This is a genomic window from Nocardiopsis sp. N85 (assembly GCF_028882275.1).
GTDB lineage: Bacteria > Actinomycetota > Actinomycetes > Streptosporangiales > Streptosporangiaceae > Nocardiopsis > Nocardiopsis lambiniae.
Window position 1 is genome coordinate 1 of record NZ_JARBUT010000022.1, and the last position, 17,963, is coordinate 17,963.

A 17,963-nucleotide genomic window follows, 5' to 3' on the forward strand; every position below is an offset into this window, starting at 1 on the left:
CGGGGTAGTCGGCCGCGATGATCTCGATAGCGGACGGGTGCCCGTGCAGGGCCGCACGCTCTCGGGCGTGCTGGTCGATCATCATCGCTCACCTCAGGGGGAAGTCGTGGTGATGACGACGCTACGGATGGTGTGGCGACCGCTACAGACACAGAACATGACAGTTCCCGGGCCACAGCCCCAGAACTGCCACGCTACGTAGTACCCCTACTGTTCAGGCCACACCGAGGAACTCAGCGACCTCCCGGTGTTCGCTGCTGGGCATCCTCTTGGCCTGTTCCAACAGGTCCTCGGCAATGTCCCGGGCCGCCTGCTGCTGCCGGAACCACGACGGCGCACGGCTTTTCAACCCAAGCATGATCTCTGTGGTCCGGTCGACGTTGCGCAACCGGAGGTGAGCCGCCGCCTGGTCGAGCGCGTACCGCTGTTGCGTGTTCGCCGTGGTCTGCCCCTGTCGCGGCCGGATCTCCTCGACGATCTCTAACGCCCGGTCCGGCCGGTCCGCGATCAACTCATTCTGCATGCCGTTCATCAGCGCCGTCGCCCGGCCGAACCGCATGTGCCCCGCTGTCGCGATCTCGTCGCCGACCAACTCCCCCGCGGTCTGCGCGAGGGCCTGGTACTCCCGGGCCTCGTCAGGGCGGTTGTTGCGGACGGCCGCGGCGCCAGCGCGCATGAGGATGTACCCCCAGGCCGCCACGATGTCCTTGCCGGCCTTGGAAAGCTTCGAGGGTTCCAGCGCATCGGCGGTGTCCGCGCACAGGCGTTCCACGTCATCGAACCGGCCTTGCCGCATGAGCGCCCACCCCTGTTCGCCGATGCACGCCGCGGCAAGCGCCTGGTCCCCCACGGTGAGAGCGTCGGTGAGCGCGTCCCGAAGGGCGATGAGGGACAGGTCGTGCTCTCGAATCTGGATCAGGTAGCGCGCGGTCAACTGGAGAGCGTCCGCGCGAAGCCGGATCGCCTCTGTCTTCTCGGAGCCCTCCAACAGGGCCACGTGGGCGTGAGCGGACCGCACGAGAGCGGGGGACAGCCGCGCCACGTCGTCGTACCGGTCGGCTTGGTAGTGAGCCGCCACGGACGACACGGCGCGCTCCAACAACCCCAGGTTCGGGGGCACGTCGTCGTCGGGGTAGAGGCGGCCCCGCAACCCCAACGGCGGATTGACGGCGGACCGGATGTCGGCGAGCACGGCGTCTCGCTGGTCGTCGACCCGCGGGGCCGGCGCTTCGGGGGTCATGAACCACACCGTGCGCACGCCCAGGGTCCGGGCGATGCGGTGATAGTTCTCGATCCGGGCCGTGCCGCCTTGCTCGATCTTGCGGATGACGCCGACGCTGATTCCGGCCTGTTCCGCAAGCCCTTCTTGGGTGAGACCGCGTCGCCGACGGAGTTCTATGAGCCGATCGGCTACGGAGGTATCCTGTAGAGGCATGGCCCCGCCTTTCCTTGATTGGTCGCACTCTCAGGGTAGGTCGGGGCTTTCCTCTTTGTCAGGAGGAATCCGGGGACGGCAAAAGGGCCGGCCCCTGGAGAGGGACCGGCCCCGTTCACGTCATGGGCGTCACCCGGCCGCGCACTCCCGGATGCGGTCGCGCCCCCACCGCTCCGACTTACCGAACCGCGCGGCAAGCTCCCGGCCGGTCAACCGCTCCCCGACGGCAAGAGCGGCACGGAACGCCTGCCGGGCCGCCGCCCTGTCGTCCCCGGGAGCGTCGCCGTCGTCGCCCTGGGCGTCGTCGAGCGGCACCGTCACCACCGCCCGACCGTCGTCGGCTCCCACGGTCGGCACGAGGGCGGCACGCCCCGGTACGGCCACCGGCCGCCCCTCCCCGCCCGGCGCGGGCGCCTTGCCGTCGTCCTTCGGCACGGCGAGCGCCAGCGAGGCGACCAACAACAGGCCGTCGACGGACAGCGGCAACAGGTGCGCCACCAACGCCGTTTCGCCGTAGGACAGCAACAGGTCCCGCATGTGCCCGTAGGACACCACCGCCGCCACCGTGGCCACCACACCCGTGCCGATCCAGCGCAGGGCGACGATCCACCACGGCCCGGCGTTGCGGGCGCGGGCGACCAACTCGGCGACGAGGAGGAGGGCGACGGGCGCCCACCCGGACGCGATGACCTGCCCAGCCTCGACCGGACCTTCGCCATCGAGGGCGTGCAGGACGTTCGCGCCCACGGACACCACGGCGCCGGTCACGAACGCCAACCACGCGACACCGTTCCCGCCCCTCACCGGGTCACCTCACGGGCGGGCAGCGGCATGTGCTCGGCCACGTAGCGGCGCAGCCAAACGGCGCGCTCGGCAGGGTCTCCCGGGTCGCCGATCGCGACCTTCACGGCCTGGACCCGATCGCGGGTGAGTTCGCGTGTCTCCGCCATGGTGGGGCAGGCACCCGCAGGGACGTCGAGCGCGTCGTGGACGGCGTCGAGCAGGGCGCGCAGCCCGGCCGTTTCCTGTGCGGGGTTGCCGTTGGTGGGGTGGCTCATCGGGTCACCGCCGTGAACGTGCCGTGGTGCGGCCAGACGGCAAGGCGTCCGGCACGCTCGATCTCGACCACGGTGTCGAGGGTGAACGGCTGTCCGGGCGCCCACCACCGGGCCACCTCGTGTCCGGCGGGGTCGGTGTCGGGGTCGGGCACGCCCAGGGCGGCGAACGCCAGGGAGCGGACCGGCGCGGCAAGGTGACGGCACGCGCGGGTGAACGCGGCAACGGTCGTGCCGTCGTTGACCACGACCAGGTGGTGAACGCGGCCGGGGACGCCGGGGATCGTGTAGGCGCGGAGGACGTCGCCGGGCGGGAGTTGGGCGGTGGTGATGGACAGCGGCACGTCGTTGGCCACGGGGGTGCCGTTGTGGGCGGGGGTAACGTGGTTCATGGCTTGGGCCTTCTCAGGAGGCCCGGCCGCTGCGCCCGACCAGGTGAGCAGACCTGATCGGGCGCCCCTGTTTCCGGTACGCATTTAGTACGGATGACAGCGGTACAGCCGGGGATGACGCGGTATATGGGAGTGCGAGTTTTCGCAGGTAGACCGCTGCCATTCCGTGTTGTTGCAGGTGGTAAATCCGCTTGCGCGAGATTTGCATACCGGAGGTCAGGGGTTCGACTCCCCTTGGCTCCACTGCGGATACGCGCAGATCGAGAACGTGACGGGGACTCCCTTCGGGGGGTCCCCGTTTCGCGTTCCCGGGGCCTGACGCCCGGACCTCGCGCCCGCCGAGGCGTGTGGTTCCCTCTCGGCGGCCGACCAGGGCCGCGCCCGGATCGACGAGGCCGCCGGCTTCCCCGATGACTTTCGGCCCGACCTGATGGTGCCGGGGGGACACGTGTTCACTCCGAACCCCCTACGATCCCATTCGGTGGTATTCGACCTTTTGGCGGATAAGCACGGAAAATGCGAGTTGGGGACCTGTGACCAGATGGAATAAGGACTTCGAGCGCAAAGTGCGACGAACTGTTTCTGTTACTAATCAGTAGGGAAGGGTGATCCGCTCCCTGCGCGAAATGGGCGTCCTGTGGGGTTGCGGAGCGTGTGTGCCATGGGTGGTCACATAGTCCGTTCGGGTGAGGTCGGGGCCGAGTGACCCACTTCGGTGACGTCCGTCCGGTCCGCGAGGGTCGCTCGTGGGCCGAGATGAAACCGCAGGTCATCCGGCTTATTGCGGAATAGTCGCCCGGGTGCGTTTCGCTAGGGTCACGACTGACCCCTTCTCTGATGTGGTGTAACTCTCCGTGTGTGTATGATGACACTCCATCTAGGTGCAATGGTCCTACTGGGCCATATGAGAAATAGGCCAGTTGGGGTCTGTTGGTGAACTGAGACGATCCGTAGTTTCGACACCAGCGACAACAAGGAAGGCAGCGCGCCGAAACGATCGACCCCCGAAGCCGGGTCGGGCGGCCCCCCGCCCGAGCCTGTTCCCGTCCTCGGATTCGGCCCGCGTCCTCCTTCCCCGCCGGCGATGTCTGCCGGTGGGTCCGATCACCACACATGCTGATCTTGGGAGTGGGGCAACATGTGGAATGAGAAGATGGCGGCCCGTGCCAAATGCCGGGAGATCGATCCGGACGCCCTGTTCGTCCAGGGGGCGGCGCAGAACCGCGCCAAATTGATCTGCCGGGGCTGCCCGGTCCGTACCCAGTGCCTCGCCGAGGCTTTGGACAGCCGCATCGAGTTCGGTGTCTGGGGAGGCATGACCGAGCGCGAACGGCGCGCCCTTCTGCGCCGCCGCAAGGACGTCACCAGTTGGTACGACCTGTTGACCAGCGCCGAACGCCGCTATGAGGAGAAGCGGGATCGGCAGGAGCCCGCCCACGGCGCGTCGACGCCGGTCGTCGCCCACAGCTAGGGGGACGTGCGGCCGCCCGGGCATGGGAGAGGGCGCGCCCCGCGCGGGGGTGCGCACGTCGTCCGGGACGGTGGCACGGCCGAGGAGGGGAGAGCCTCGGCGGGCGCGATCGCGCACCAGGGGGTCACGGCCCCGCGACAACCGGTCGACCCGGTACGCGCACCGACGAAGGTCGGGGGGTCCGGGGGCCGACGATCCGACCTGAGGAGGAGGGGCGGATCAGGGGAGGATCAGGGACGATCCCGATACCGTAACCGCCGCCCATCGCCCATCATGGAGGGAGTGCGACCGTACGGTCGCACTCCCGACGTGCGGGGGAAGAGGGAAATGGCCGTGCAGGATCCTCAATACCCGGTGAGGCGCGCCTGGGAGCGCCCCCGGCCACAGATCCGCTTGACCCACACCGATCGGGACGCCGTCGCCGAGGTGCTCCGTGAGGCCTACAGTCAGGGACAGCTCGACGAGGACGAGTTCGAGGAGCGCCTCGACCAGGCGATGCGCGCCAAGTACGGCGCAGACCTCGAACCCCTCACCCAGGATCTGGGTTTCTCTTCGAACGGTCGCACCGCGGGGCCCGTCTCCGGTGCCGCCAAGGCGGGCGACCCGATCGAGAGCACCGCGGTGGAGCGCGTCGTGGCCGGGGTCGGCCACGCGGGGAACTACTTCTTCCCGATCGTCACACCGTTGCTGCTGTTCCTGATCGGGGACCAGGTCTCGCCCTACATCCGGCGCCAGGCGATGGAATCGCTCAACTTCCAGCTGGCCTGCCTCATCGGCTCGGTCGTCAGCCTGCTGTTGATCTGGCTGGTGGTACCGGCGTTCATGCTGCTGTTCATCGTCCTCGGGTGGGCGATCCTGCCGGCCATCGGTACCATCGCCTCCCTGATGGGGAAGGACTGGCGTTACCCGATGCCCGACAGGTTCCGCATCCTCAAGGACGACTGAGCGCGTCCGCGGAGTAGACCCTCAGGGGAGAGGGGGAGGAGCGCGGGCGGGACCTCATCGTCCGCACCCGGCGCTCATCGCTTCGTCAACGCCCGGGACGACCGTTCTCCTTCGAGCGGTCGCCGGAGGCGGTCTTCACCGTCTCCTTGGCGTCCTGAGCCTTCTCCTTGGCGGCGTCGGCGGTCTTCTCGACCTTGTCCGCCGCCTTGTCGGCCGTCTTCGAGACCTTCTCCTCCAGGTTCTCGCGGGTCTCCCTGACCTGCTCCCGAGCCTGGTCCAGGTGCTCCTGCCACTCGGCGTCCTGGGATGCCTGACGCATCCGGATCAGCGAGTACACGAGCACACCGCCCGCCAGGGCGGCTCCCCCGATCAGGACGCCGCGGGGGACGCGACGTCCGCCGAGGCGCAGTCCGCGTCGGGCCGGAACGGGATCGACCCGCTGGGCCGCGGCCGTGAGCAGCCCGGCGACCCGGGGTGCCACGGTGTCCTCGACTCGCAGGGCCGCGTTCTCCAGCCGGGGCGCGGTCCAACCGCGGGCCTGGAGGAGCGTGCGTGCCGCCTGTTCCCGAGCCTGGTCCGCGTACGGGCCGATCCGGTCGGCCCTGTCCTTCGCCAGGCCCTGAAGGCGAGCGAGGGCCGCCTCGGCCTCCTTGCGGGCCTTGCGGCGCTTTGCAGTGATAGGCACGTCGTCAGCTCCTTCGGTCGTTCACCGATTCATGCGATCTCACCCGGAACGGACGACGGGTGTACCGACGACTCGCGTCCGGGTCTCCCGTCCTCCTTCCCCGTTATCCGGGTGTTATCTCAACATACGTCCTCTGAGTCGGCGATCTGTGCTTCGACACCGCCGACAGGGTGAGCCCGCATCCGGGGCGAGAGTCGGACGTACCGGGACGTGAAGTGCGTTTGCCCCGGTCTCGCCGGGTTACGCCGAAGTCCGCGTGTCGGACGGGTAACGTGATCACGTCAACGAAGTCGACCGAAAGGCACTCAGGTGTCGGACTCCACGGGTCAGCCCACCGCGCGGCTGAACACCTCCAAGGGAACCATCGTCATCCGGCTCTTCGAGGAGGAGGCGCCCGAGACGGTCGCCAACTTCATCGGCCTGGCCGATGGCTCCAAGCAGTGGATGGACCCCGCCACGGGCAAGCCCGGCAGCGGCAGCCTGTACGAGGGCACGGTCTTCCACCGTGTCATCGAGGGCTTCATGATCCAGGGCGGTGACCCGCTCGGCACGGGTCGCGGCGGCCCCGGCTACACCTTCAAGGACGAGTTCCACCCGAAGCTGCGCTTCGACCGCCCCTTCCTGCTGGCCATGGCCAACGCCGGTCCGGGCACCAACGGCTCCCAGTTCTTCATCACCGTCGAGAAGCCGCACTGGCTCGACGGCCGCCACACCATCTTCGGTGAGGTCGTCGAGGGCGACGACATCGTCCAGGCCATCTCCCGGATGGCCACCGACGCCCAGGACCGTCCCCGTGAGGACGTGGTGATCAACAGCATCGAGATCACCCGCTAGTACACGGCGGGAAGCGACGAGGAGCCGCTGGGAAGACCGATGAGAACGCCGAGCACAGGAGGAAGCCCCCGCCCATGACCGCCTCGCCACCGCCGTCAGGGGCGGTTCCAGAGCCGGAGCCGCCCGCCCGACGCACCTGCTACCGGCACCCGGACCGGGTGACACGGCTGGGGTGCAGCCGGTGCGACCGGCCCATCTGCCCGGACTGCATGGTGACGGCGTCGGTGGGGCAGCACTGCCCCGACTGCGTGGCGGAGGGCAATCGTGCGGTGCGCCGGACCCGTACCCCCTTCGGGGGCGGGACCATCAACGCGCCCTACGTCACCTGGGCGATCCTCGGACTGATGGGCGTCGGCTACGTCGCCCAGATGCTCACGGCGTCCTCGCCGCTGAACGCCTGGGATTCTTCCCTGGTGCGGGAGTTGGGCATGTGGGGCGGAGGGGTGGCGTTCCGCGATGAGTGGTACCGGCTCATCACCTCCGCCTTCCTGCACGGGAGCCTGTGGCACATCCTGTTCAACGGGTGGGCCATGTACGTCCTCGGGCCGCAGCTGGAACGGTGGCTGGGCCACGGCCGCTTCCTGACCCTGTGGGTCCTGGGCGCGCTCGGCGGTTCGGTGCTGACCCTGTTGGCGGCGCCGCAGACACTGGCCATCGGCGCCTCGGGGGCGATCTTCGCGCTCTTCGGCGCGGTGTTCGTGATCGGGCGCAGGCTCGGTCTGGACGTGCGGATGATCGCGATCCTGCTCGGGATCAACCTCGTCATCACGTTCCTGTTCCCGGGGATCTCCTGGACCGCCCACATCGGAGGTCTGGTCGTCGGGGCGCTGCTGGGCGCGGTCTTCGCCCATCTGCCCGGACGGTCCGCCTCCCCGAGCACCAGGGGCCTCGTCCACATCGGGGCGATGGTGGTGCTGGGAGTGGTGCTCGTGGCCCTGGTGTACACGTCACCGGTGCTGCTCACCGCTCTGTACGGCTCCTGACGGATCCGGCCACGACGAAGGCCCCCGAGGTCGCCCTCGGGGGCCTTCGTCGAGTGTTCACGGCCGCGGACCGGCCCGGTCGCGGGGCGTCGTGATGAGGGCCGCCCACCCGCGCGGGCGACCCGGTGACGATCGCGGTGGCGCCGGCCCCTGCGGGGATCGGCGCGGCCGGGGCGTCGTGCCCGGCGCGGGGGGTCAGTGCCAGCGGGTGGCCAGGACGATGGCCACGATGATGCCGGCGAAGCCGACGGCGAGGTTCCAGTTGCCCAGGTCCTGCATGTAGGGCACGTACTGACCCGCGATGTAGAAGACCGCGATCCACAGGATGCCCAGGATGAAGAAGCCCAGCATGGTCGGCACCAGCCAACGCGGGCTGACCTTGGGCTTCTCCTTCGAAGGAGGCGGTGTGTAAACGACCTTCTTCTTGCGATCGTTGCGGGACTTGGGCACGGTCGCTGCTCCAGTACGGGTGGGGCCGGTCAGAACGGAAACACAGTCTACGCCCAGGAGGGACCGCGGTGTCACCCCAGGGGCGGGCACAACGGCGACGGGGCCGCCCCTCCAGGGGCGGCCCCGCTCACGTGTCAGTCCTGCCGGCCCGGTCCGAACACGAGTCCGTCCAGTTCCGTCTCCGGTTCCTCGGGGTCGGTCGGTTCCCCGGTGTCCGGCGGCGGGTCCTGCGGCTCGGGATCCGTCGGCGGATCGGGCTGGGCCGGGGCGATCGCCACCGTCACCGTCACCGTGGTGCCCGGGTCGACCTGTTGGCCGCTCTGGATGGACTGGGCGGTGACCGTGTTCGGAGGTGCGGACGCGTCCTCCACCTCGTGGAACGAGGCCACCAGACCACGCTGGTCGAGGGCGGATTGGGCCTGGTCGCGGGTCATCCCCTGGAGGTCGGGGACCTCCACCTGTTGCGGCCCGCTGGAGACGTACAGCGTGATCTCGGTGTCCGGGGCGACCGCGTCTCCGGCGGACGGGTCGGTGCCGATCGCCTGCCCGGACGCGATGCTCGCGTGCGACTGCTGCTCGGAGGAGATGTTCTCGAAGCCCGCCTCGCCGAGCGTGCTGCGGGCGTCGGCCTCGCTCTGCCCCTCCACCGAGGGGATCTCCCGCGCGTCGGGCCCGCTGGAGACATAGAGGACGATCTGCTCGGTCACGGCGATCTCGCTGCCCGCTTCGGGATCGGTCTCCACGACCGTGCCCGCCTCGGCCTCGGAATCGGCGCGCTGTTCCTCGCTGACGTTGTCGAATCCGAGAGCCTCCAGGTCCGCGCGGGCCTCCTCGACCGTGGAGCCGACCACGTCCGGAACGGCCTCCTGCTCCGCCTCCCCCGGGCCCCGGTTGAGCAACCAGAACACCAGGACGATGGAGGCGAGCACGCCGATCCCCAGGAGGGCCCACAGCGCGATCTTGCCCGCGTTGTTCTTCTTCTGGTCCTCGTAGTCGTCGTAGTCGTCGTCGTACCGGTCGTCATAGCGGTCGTCGGCGGGCGGCAGCATCGTCGTCGCCCCGGCCGCCGCCATCGCCATGGTGCCCGCCTGCGTGGGCATGCCGGCCAGACCGCGCTGGATGTCGGCGCGCATCTCCGCCGAGCTCTGGTACCGCTGGTCCCTGTCCTTGGCCATCGCCCGCAGGGTGATGTCCTCCAGCCACTCCGGCACCTGCGGGTCCACCTCGGACGGCGGCACCGGCTCCTCGCGGACGTGCTGGTAGGCGATGGACACCGGGGAGTCGCCGGTGAAGGGGGGCCGGCCGGTCAGCAGTTCGTAGAGCACGCACCCGGTCGAGTAGATGTCGCTGCGCGGGTCCACCCGCTCACCGCGGGCCTGTTCCGGTGACAGGTACTGGGCGGTACCGATGACCTGCGAGGTCTGGGTCATGGTCGCCTGATTGTCGTCCATGGACCGGGCGATGCCGAAGTCCATGACCTTGACCTCGGCGTTGCGGGTCAGCATCACGTTGGCGGGCTTGATGTCCCGGTGGACGATCCCGTTGTCGTGGCTGTACTCCAGCGCCTTGAGGATGCCGTCGACGAGTTCGGCGGAGCGCTCGGGCAGGAGCTTGCGGTCGTCGTCGAGGAGTTCCTTGAGGGTCCGACCGTCCACGTACTCCATGACGATGTACGGGATCGAGAGCCCGTCGATCATGTCCTCGCCGGTGTCGTAGACGGCGATGATCGCGGGGTGGTTCAGGGAGGCGGCGGACTGCGCCTCCCGTCGGAACCGGGCCTGGAACACGTGATCGCGGGCCAGGTCGTGCCTGAGGGTCTTGACCGCGACGAGGCGGTCGAGTCTCAGGTCGCGCGCGCGGTAGACCTCGGCCATGCCGCCGCGCCCGACGGTAGCGTCGAGTTCGTAGCGCCCGCCGAAGAGCCGGGGTTGGGACATGTCGTGTACTGATCCTTGTTCTCACCGGGCCCGCGTGCGGACCTTCTATTCAGAGCGTCTTTCGCTCATTGCCTCGTCACGATGTCGTTGTCGCCGTTGTCACCGCCGCCACCGGGAGGGGGGTCCTCCTCGTCGGGAGGCGTCACGGGGTCGGTCCCCTCGCCGGGACCCTCGGAGTCGCCGTCACCCGGCTCGGGTTCGGGGTCCGTCTCCCCATCGCTGGGTTCGGGGTCCGGGCTGGGGGTCTCCGTGGGAACGCTCGGTTGCCGTTCGGGCGTGTACTCGGGTACGACGGGCGCCTCGATGGGCACGTCTTCCGTGTCCTCTTCGGAGGGACGGGGGGTGACGTCCTCCACGGTCGCCGGAGGCGTGGTCACGTCTCGTACGTTGTCGGCCCCGTCGGAGGAGCCGCCGCTGAGGAAGAAGCCGCCCAGGACGGCCGCGACGATCAGGACCGTCGCGCCGATCGCGGCGAGGATCACCGGCAGGCCGATCTTCCGCTGCGAGTCCAGCCTAGCGGAGTCGCCTTCCCTACCAGGGCTTACGGTCTGTTGCCCCGTGGTCCGTCGGGCGTAGGCCCCGGTGCCCCGACCGGAGTCGGGGACCGCCGCCACCACCCGGGTGGCGGCGACACCGCTGAACCCGGCGGAGGGGGTGGGCGGCCCGGTGCCCGCGTCGGAGCGGATGATCGCGGCCATGTGGGCCACGTCCCCCGCGGAGGCCGGCCGTTCCTCGGGTTCCTTCGACAACAGCAGGAAGACCAGGTCGTCCAGGTCCGGGGGGACGTGCTCCGGTAGTTGCGGCGGTTCGTCGCGGGTGTGCGCCAGCGCCAGCGCGACCGGGCTGTCACCGGTGAACGGCGGCTCCCCGGCCAGACACTCGTAGGCGACCACACCGAGCGCGTACAGGTCCGACGCCGCCGTCGCGGGCCGCCCCGACGCCTGTTCGGGGGAGATGTACTGGGCGGTCCCCATGACCATGCCGGTCTGGGTCAGGGTGACCGACATGTTGCCGCGGGCGATCCCGAAGTCGGTGAGCTTGAGCCGACCGTCGCCGGTGACCAGCAGGTTGCCCGGCTTGATGTCACGGTGCACCACGCCGCGCGCGTGCGCGGCGGCCAGCGCCTGGGCCGCCTGGCCGATGAAGTCGAGGGTCTCGTCCGGGGTGAGGCCACCGCGTTCCTTGAGGACCTGGGAGAGCGGTTCGCCCACCACCAGCTCCATGATGAGGAAGGCCCGGCCGTTCTCCTCCCCGTAGTCGAAGACCTGGGCGATCCCGGGATGGGAGAGTCCGGCCGTGATCCGCCCCTCGGTGCGGAAGCGCTCTCTCGCCGTGGGCTCCGCCATCTGTGACGGGTGGAGGAGCTTGACGGCGACCGGCCGGTTCAGCAGGGTGTCGGTGGCCTTCCAGACCGTGCCCATGCCGCCGGAGCCGATCTGCTCCTCGAGTCGGTAACGGTCGCTCAGAACGGTCCCGGCGAGTCCGCCGGGACCGTTCTGAGAAGACGGTTCGTAGGTGCTCACTACAGAACCACTGCCTCCATCAACGCCTTGGCGACCGGTGCCGCGAGTTCGTTGCCGCTGCCGCCGCCGAACTCGACCACCACGGCGACCGCGATCTGTGGGTCGTCCGCCGGAGCGAAACCGATGAACCAGTTGTGGGTCTTGTCGGTGCCGTTCTCGGCCGTGCCCGTCTTGCCTGCCACCTCGATGCCGGGGATGGCGGCGTTGGTGCCGCCGCCCTCGGGCGGGGTGGTGACCAGGACCATCATCTCCGTGAGCATGTCCGCGGTGCGCGCGCTGACCGCCTGGGAGTGGGTCTCCGGGGAGGTCTGGGTGATCACCGACAGGTCGGAGTCGCGCACCGAGTCCACAACGTAGGGTCGCATGACCTCGCCGCCGTTGGCCACACCCGCGGCGACCATCGCCATCTGCAACGGGGTGGACTCCACGTTGGACTGGCCGATGCCGGCGCGGCCCAGGATGCTCGTGTCCTGCTCGGCCGGGGCGTAGCTGTCGACCACCGACAACGGCACCGTGAGCTGCTCCTCCGGGTTGAACCCGAACGCGGTCGCCTGGTCGCTGAGCGCTTGGCCGCCCACCTCCATGGCCCAGTTCGCGAACGAGGTGTTGCACGAGATCTGGATGGAGTGGGCCAGGGTGTCGGGCTGGCCGCCGTTGCAGCTTCCCATGGCGTTGGGCAGCGGCGGGCCGGACGGGAACTCCAGCAGGTCCGGGGCCGCGATGGTGCTGTCCGGCGTGGCGTCGAGGTTCTCGATCACCGCCGCGGCGGTGACCACCTTGAACGTCGAACCCGGGGGATAACGCTCGTTGAGCGCCCGGTTCAGCAGCGGCTTGTTCGGGTCGTTCTCCAGCTGGACGTACGCGGCCGTGGAGTCGCCGGGGTTGTTGATGTCCACGACCGGGGTGGGGTCGTAGGACGGGTAGGAGATCGCGCCCAGGATCGCCCCGGTCTTGGGGTCGAGGGCGACGGCCGCGCCGTTCCTGCCGCCCAGCCCCGCGAACGCGTCGTAGCCGGCCTGCTGGACCTCGGGCACCAGGGTCAGCTGTACCTGGGCTCCCTCGGGGTCGCGGCCGGTGATCATGTCGCGGAAGTTGCGCACCGCCAGCCGGTCGTCACTGCCGTTGAGCAGGTCGTCCGTGACGGCCTCGATACCGGAGGCACCGAAGTTGCGGAAGGAGCCGACGATCGGCGTGTAGATCTGACCGCCCTCGTAGATCCGCTGGTACCGGGGGGACCTGCCCTCTTCCGCGATGTTCTCGGAGTAGGCGATGTTCTCGCCGCCGGCCTGGATCGGACCGCGCGGAGCGCTGATCTGTTCGGCGAACTGGCGTTTGTTGAGGGGGTCCTCCAGGATGGCCGGGGCCTGGAGGCCCTGGATCCAGGTGACGTTGACCATGAGGACCAGGAACATGAACAGACAGAAGATGCTCAGTCTGCGGATCGTCGTGTTCATCGTCGGATCACCTGGGTCGCGCCCTCGTCCTGGATCGCCTGCGGTGCCGGTCGTCGTGCGTTGTCACTGATGCGGAGGAGGATGCCCATCATGATCCAGCTGGTCAGCAGGGCGGTGCCGCCGGCGGACATGAACGGTGTGGTCGAGCCGGTCAGCGGAATGACCCGTGAGACACCGCCGAGCACGATGAAGGTCTGGTACACCAGCACGAACGCCATACCGCTGGCCAGGAGCTTGTTGAACGTGCCGGTGGAGGCCAGTGCCACCCGCATGCCACGCTCCACCAGCAGGAACAGGGCCATGAGCACGGCCAGCAGGCCGGTCACGCCCAGTTCCTCACCGATGGAGGCGAGGATGAAGTCGCTGTCGGCGGCGAAGATGTCGGTGGGCCGCCCGGCGCCCAGACCGGTGCCGAACAGGCCGCCGTAGGCCATGCCCACGATGCCCTGCACCAGTTGCTGGCTGCCGCCGACCGCCTCGTAGACGTCGTTGTCGAAGGCGTTGATCCAGATGTTGACGCGGGCGCGCACGTGCCAGAACAGGAAGTGGGCGACGGTCGCGCCGCCGGCGAACATCACCAGGCCCAGGGTCACCCACGAGGAGCGCTGGGTGGCGACGTACAGCATCGCCAGGAACGTGCCGAAGAGCAGCAGCGAGGTGCCCAGGTCCCGCAGGACGACCAGCATGCCGATGGCGATCAGCCAGCCGACCAGGATCGGCGCCAGGTCACGGGCGCGGGGCAGTTCGATGAGGGTGAAGCGGCCGACCTTGATCGGTTTGCCCACGATCTGGAGCACCTGGCGCTTGCTCATCAGATACGACGCCAGGAAGATGACCAGCGCGATCTTCGCGAACTCCGACGGCTGGAACGTGATCGGGCCGATCTTGATCCACAGTCGGGCGCCGTACACCTCGTGGCCGATGACCGGCAGGGCCGGCAGGGCCAGCAGCACCAGCGCGATCAGGGCGCTGACGTAGGTGTAGCGCTGGAGGACGCGGGGGTCCTTCAGGAAGATGATGATGAGGAAGCAGAAGATCAGGCCGAGGGCGGTCCAGACCAACTGCATGCCCACGCCGGCGCTCTCGATGTTCTCGCTCTCGACCGCGTTGAGCCGCCAGATCATGGCGACGCCGATGCCGTTGAGGAACAGGGCGCAGGGCAGGATGAGCGGGTCGGCGTAGGGCGCCACGAACCGCATCGCCGCGTGGGCGGCGACGGCGAAGGCGCCGAAGGTCAGGCCGACGGTCCAGGTCGCGGCGGGGACCCGACCGTTGAGGTTGAGACCGGCGATCGCGATGCCCATCATCGTGATGAGCACGGCCACCACGATGAGGACGAGCTCGGCGTTGCGCCGCTTGACGGGGGGGAGCGCGGTGGGGGCCTCGGGTGCTGACGTGTCACTCACCTGGCCTCACCCGCTTCCTTCCTCTGTCCCGGTCTCCTCGTCACCCTCGTCGCCCGGTGCCGGCGTCGCGTTCTCGCGGAGCGCGTCCACCGTCGTTCGGGCGTCTTCGAGGTCATCGGCCGGAACGTTGCCGCTGATGAGCTGACGGTCCGCGTCGGTGAGCGAGTCCAGCGGGATCTCGGTGTCCTCGACCTGCTCCGACAGGCTGAGCCCGGCGAGGTCGGTGTCGATGCCGCGGTAGATGGCGACGGTCTCGCCCGACTCGGACGGGCCGATGTAGTACTGGCCGTCGATGTACTGGCGGCCGAAGTAGTAGCCGGCGCCGGCCACGATGCCGACGAGGATCACGAAGACGAGGATCATCGGCCACCACCGCTTGGTGCGGTACTCGGCCGGCTGACCGTCGCGGGGGCGGCGGGGGGCCGCCGGCTCCTCGTACCCGTCGTAGGACTCCTCGTAGGGGGCGGCATAGGCCGGAGAGCCCGCGGGGTCCTGCTCGTCGCGGACGGGGTCCATCTCGGCGGTGTCGCCGCCCGCGCGCAGTTCCTGGGCCCGTCGGGCCGGGGTGTCCTGTCCCTGCTCCATCACGTCCCGGCGCTGGTCGGCCGCGCCGACCAGCTGGGAGGCGGGGGTGGGCCCCTCGCGGTCGGTGTCGGTCTCGATCACGTCGGCGATGACGGCCGTGATGTTGTCCGGCCCTCCGCCGCGGATCGCCAGGTCGATGAGCTTCTTGACGGCGGTGCGCGGGTCGGCCTCGGTCGCCAGCGTCTCGTGGATGGTCTTCTTGCTGACCACACCGGACAGTCCGTCGGAGCACAGCAGGTAGCGGTCGCCGACCTTGGCCTCGCTGATGGAGATGTCGGGGTCGACCGGGCTCTTGCCGTCCAACGCGCGCAGGATCAGGGACCGCTGCGGGTGGGTGGCGACCTCCTCCTCGGTGATCTTGCCCTCGTCGACGAGGGTCTGCACCAGGGTGTGGTCGTGGGTGATCTGCTCGAAGCGCGATCCCCGCAGCAGGTAGGCGCGCGAGTCGCCGATGTGGATGAGGGCGACCCGGGGTCCCGACCACAGCATGGCGGTCAGGGTGGTGCCCATGTTCTCCAGGCGGGGTTCCTCCATGATCCGCCGGGAGAGGGAGGCGTTGGCCTGTTCGACGGCTTGCTGGAGCACCTCGGCCATGTCGTCGGCCCGGTGGTCCTCGGCGTCCAGGCGGCGGATCGAGGAGATCGCGATGGAGCTGGCCACCTCGCCGCCCGCATAGCCGCCCATGCCGTCCGCCACCGCGAGGAGGTGCTGGCCGGCGTAACCGGAGTCTTCGTTGCCTTCGCGGAGGCATCCTACGTCGGAGTACGCCGCGTATCGGAGAGCGATTGTCATTTGCGCAGTTCCAGGACGGTCTTGCCGATACGGATGGGCTGACCCACCGTGATGGGCTGGGGGCGGTTCAGCTTCTGTTGGCCGAGGTAGGTGCCGTTGGTCGATTTGAGGTCCTCGACGAACCAACGGCCGTTGTCGGAGTAGACGCGCGCGTGTCGGCCCGAGGCGTAGTCATCGGTGATGACCAGTGTCGAGTCGGGCGCGCGGCCGATGAGGATGGGTTGGGCGCCGAGCGGGACGGTGGTGCCCGTCAGCGGTCCCTGGGTGACGGCCAGGACGGTGGGATCGTTCCGTCGCGGACGCGGGGGGCGGGCCGCCTCCGAGTGCGAGGGGGTCCCGCCGCCGCGCGAGGCGGCCGGGCGCGCCGCGGGGCGCGGCTTCTTCTTCGGCTTGCGTTTGGACGGGCCGAAGAGATCGGTGCGGACCACGCCGATCGCCATGAGGATGAACAGCCAAAGCACCGCGAGATACGCGATCTTGATCAGTATGAGGGTCAAGTTGGACATCGAACTGCTCTTCAGCCCCTGTCGTGCTCCGGCCGGGATGGCGGTCATCGGCGCCGTCACCGTGTCTTCCCCACCTTCGCGTCGGTGAGTTGAGGTCGCTGGTCCGCGGCCTTCGGGTCGCGGCCATTGTGCCCGATCGGTCGGGTCTTCGCGGAGACTACCTTCCCGGCCGGATATCCGACAGCGGGTCCGGAATGGACCCGACCTCGGACTCGACCTTTGTGACGCCGGCGCGAGGGTGTTGGTTGCGTCCGGATCGCGCCGGCCGGTGGAGTCCTTCGACCGTCACCCGGTCCGTGGTCAGTCGCGCCGGAACGTCATGGTGGTGCGGCCGAGGCTGATCCTGGTGCCGTCCACCAGGCGGGCCTGGCGCACCTGCTGACCGTTGACGAAGGTCCCGTTGGTGGAACCCTTGTCGACGAGGATGGCCTCGTCCCCGTCCAGGCGGATCTCCACGTGGTGACGCGAGACGCCGTTGTCCACGAGGCGCAGGTCGCAGTCGGTGCCGCGGCCCAGGAGCGTGACCGGCGTGGTCAGCTCGAAGGACTGCTGCATGCCGTGGCTGGCGATGCTGCCCTCGGCGGTGGCGCCGCCGGGGGAGATCAGCAGACGGGGGCGACCGGGCTGGCGCTGCGTGCCGGGGGTGGGGTCGCCCACCGGGGTGCGGACCTCGCCCTCCTTGCTCACCATCGTGCCGCGGACCACACCGGAACGAATGCGGAAGCGGCCGGTCTTGAGCCCGTCGTCGGACCTGAAGTGGACCCGGACCGGGCCGACGAAGGAGTAACCCTGTTCCGTCGCGTAGTCGCGGGCGAGCTTGGACAGCTCCTGGCCGAGACTGTCCGCGTAGACCTCCAGGCGCTCCTTGTCGCTGGTCGCCAGTTCGACGATGAAGTCGTTGGGGACCAGGGTGCGGCCCTGGGCGACGATCGCCGCGCGCTCGTCCATCTCCCGCTGAACGGCGCTCGCCACCTCGACCGGTTGCAACTCGGACTTGAAGGCCATCGCGAAGGTGCCTTCGATCATGCCCTCAAGCCTGCGCTCGAAGCGTTGGAGCACTCCCACGAGGTACCTCCCTTTGTACTCCACATCCGTATGTGTAGACGATCGTAACCGGGCGATGGTGCCCCTGGTTTCATACGTACCCCCGCAAGAGGGGCGCGGAGCGCCTCTCGGAACCCCGGGAGAAACGATGTGCGACCCACCTCCGGGCCGTGCTAGCCTTATCCATGTCGCCAGGGGAAACGGACGAAAAGCCCGAATCACCTGGCAACACAACTGAATGCATGTCACTCGGGCGGGTGGCGGAACGGTAGACGCGCACGGTTCAGGTCCGTGTGTCCGAAAGGATGTGAGGGTTCAAATCCCTCCTCGCCCACAAGATACCCGGTGAAGATCGCGATTCGATCGTCACCGGGTTCTCGCATGTCCGGAATCGGGTGCTCGGGACCGCCCGGGGCCACGGTGACCGCTCCCGGCCATGGCCGGATCCGTCGTCCCGGACGCGAGA

At 69.0% G+C, this 17,963-nt stretch carries 17 protein-coding genes and 1 tRNA gene; 5 read left to right on the plus strand and 13 right to left on the minus strand.

The annotated features are described in order from the left end of the window. Window positions 1-214 precede the first annotated feature (214 nt). The 4 genes from PWG71_RS23860 to PWG71_RS23875 all read right to left on the minus strand — a co-directional run bounded on the left by PWG71_RS23860 (window position 215) and on the right by PWG71_RS23875 (window position 2,882). Window positions 215-1,435, minus strand: a complete 1,221-nt coding sequence (locus PWG71_RS23860; protein WP_274812216.1) for a helix-turn-helix domain-containing protein — start codon at window positions 1,433-1,435, stop codon at window positions 215-217. Window positions 1,436-1,564: 129 nt separating this feature from the next. After that, on the minus strand, window positions 1,565-2,239 hold the full coding sequence (locus tag PWG71_RS23865; RefSeq protein WP_274812217.1) for a DUF2637 domain-containing protein: 675 nt from the start codon (window positions 2,237-2,239) through the stop codon (window positions 1,565-1,567). Continuing rightward, window positions 2,236-2,493, minus strand: a complete 258-nt coding sequence (locus tag PWG71_RS23870) for a hypothetical protein (protein ID WP_274812218.1) — start codon at window positions 2,491-2,493, stop codon at window positions 2,236-2,238. The genes PWG71_RS23865 and PWG71_RS23870 overlap by 4 nt, the downstream gene beginning before the upstream one ends. Further along, the gene (locus tag PWG71_RS23875; RefSeq protein WP_274812219.1) at window positions 2,490-2,882 is read right to left on the minus strand and encodes a hypothetical protein; all 393 of its coding nucleotides are present in this window, start codon (window positions 2,880-2,882) and stop codon (window positions 2,490-2,492) included. The genes PWG71_RS23870 and PWG71_RS23875 overlap by 4 nt, the downstream gene beginning before the upstream one ends. Before the next feature lie 1,138 nt (window positions 2,883-4,020). Here PWG71_RS23875 and PWG71_RS23880 point away from each other — a divergent pair. Both PWG71_RS23880 and PWG71_RS23885 read left to right on the plus strand, forming a co-directional pair. Next, the gene (locus PWG71_RS23880; RefSeq protein ID WP_274812220.1) at window positions 4,021-4,353 is read left to right on the plus strand and encodes a WhiB family transcriptional regulator; all 333 of its coding nucleotides are present in this window, start codon (window positions 4,021-4,023) and stop codon (window positions 4,351-4,353) included. Window positions 4,354-4,680: 327 nt separating this feature from the next. Continuing rightward, on the plus strand, window positions 4,681-5,298 hold the full coding sequence (locus PWG71_RS23885) for a DUF1707 and DUF4870 domain-containing protein (protein WP_274812222.1): 618 nt from the start codon (window positions 4,681-4,683) through the stop codon (window positions 5,296-5,298). Window positions 5,299-5,383: 85 nt separating this feature from the next. Here PWG71_RS23885 and PWG71_RS23890 read toward each other — a convergent pair whose 3' ends face one another. Continuing rightward, window positions 5,384-5,983: a hypothetical protein gene (locus tag PWG71_RS23890; protein WP_274812223.1), complete on the minus strand. Its 600-nt coding sequence runs from the start codon at window positions 5,981-5,983 to the stop codon at window positions 5,384-5,386. A gap of 309 nt (window positions 5,984-6,292) precedes the next feature. On the opposite strand from PWG71_RS23890, the gene PWG71_RS23895 reads away from it, so the two are divergent. Further along, window positions 6,293-6,817, plus strand: coding sequence for a peptidylprolyl isomerase (locus tag PWG71_RS23895; protein WP_274812224.1), 525 nt, complete (start codon window positions 6,293-6,295; stop codon window positions 6,815-6,817). Window positions 6,818-6,891: 74 nt separating this feature from the next. Continuing rightward, window positions 6,892-7,800 (plus strand): rhomboid family intramembrane serine protease, encoded by a 909-nt coding sequence (locus tag PWG71_RS23900; RefSeq protein ID WP_274812225.1) that lies wholly within the window; start codon window positions 6,892-6,894, stop codon window positions 7,798-7,800. Between the two features lie 195 nt (window positions 7,801-7,995). On the opposite strand, the gene PWG71_RS23905 is transcribed toward PWG71_RS23900, so the two are convergent. The 8 genes from PWG71_RS23905 to PWG71_RS23940 form a co-directional block, all read right to left on the minus strand. Then, window positions 7,996-8,250, minus strand: coding sequence for a cell division protein CrgA (locus PWG71_RS23905; protein WP_274812226.1), 255 nt, complete (start codon window positions 8,248-8,250; stop codon window positions 7,996-7,998). A 134-nt stretch (window positions 8,251-8,384) separates the two neighbouring features. Beyond that, entirely contained in the window at window positions 8,385-10,187 is a 1,803-nt protein-coding gene (pknB, locus tag PWG71_RS23910) for a Stk1 family PASTA domain-containing Ser/Thr kinase (protein WP_274812227.1), read from the minus strand. Window positions 10,188-10,252: 65 nt separating this feature from the next. Beyond that, window positions 10,253-11,710 (minus strand): serine/threonine-protein kinase, encoded by a 1,458-nt coding sequence (locus PWG71_RS23915; RefSeq protein WP_274812228.1) that lies wholly within the window; start codon window positions 11,708-11,710, stop codon window positions 10,253-10,255. Then, window positions 11,710-13,164, minus strand: a complete 1,455-nt coding sequence (locus tag PWG71_RS23920; protein ID WP_274812230.1) for a peptidoglycan D,D-transpeptidase FtsI family protein — start codon at window positions 13,162-13,164, stop codon at window positions 11,710-11,712. Before PWG71_RS23920 ends, PWG71_RS23915 begins: the two co-directional genes overlap by 1 nt. Then, the gene (locus PWG71_RS23925; RefSeq protein WP_274812232.1) at window positions 13,161-14,570 is read right to left on the minus strand and encodes an FtsW/RodA/SpoVE family cell cycle protein; all 1,410 of its coding nucleotides are present in this window, start codon (window positions 14,568-14,570) and stop codon (window positions 13,161-13,163) included. The genes PWG71_RS23920 and PWG71_RS23925 overlap by 4 nt, the downstream gene beginning before the upstream one ends. Before the next feature lie 6 nt (window positions 14,571-14,576). After that, window positions 14,577-15,947: a Stp1/IreP family PP2C-type Ser/Thr phosphatase gene (locus PWG71_RS23930; RefSeq protein WP_274812234.1), complete on the minus strand. Its 1,371-nt coding sequence runs from the start codon at window positions 15,945-15,947 to the stop codon at window positions 14,577-14,579. Further along, window positions 15,944-16,453, minus strand: coding sequence for an FHA domain-containing protein FhaB/FipA (locus PWG71_RS23935; protein ID WP_446725089.1), 510 nt, complete (start codon window positions 16,451-16,453; stop codon window positions 15,944-15,946). The genes PWG71_RS23930 and PWG71_RS23935 overlap by 4 nt, the downstream gene beginning before the upstream one ends. Before the next feature lie 300 nt (window positions 16,454-16,753). Beyond that, window positions 16,754-17,518: an FhaA domain-containing protein gene (locus PWG71_RS23940; protein WP_446725090.1), complete on the minus strand. Its 765-nt coding sequence runs from the start codon at window positions 17,516-17,518 to the stop codon at window positions 16,754-16,756. Window positions 17,519-17,748: 230 nt separating this feature from the next. On the opposite strand from PWG71_RS23940, the gene PWG71_RS23945 reads away from it, so the two are divergent. Beyond that, window positions 17,749-17,831, plus strand: a tRNA-Leu gene (locus PWG71_RS23945). The last annotated feature ends 132 nt before the right edge of the window (window positions 17,832-17,963 follow it).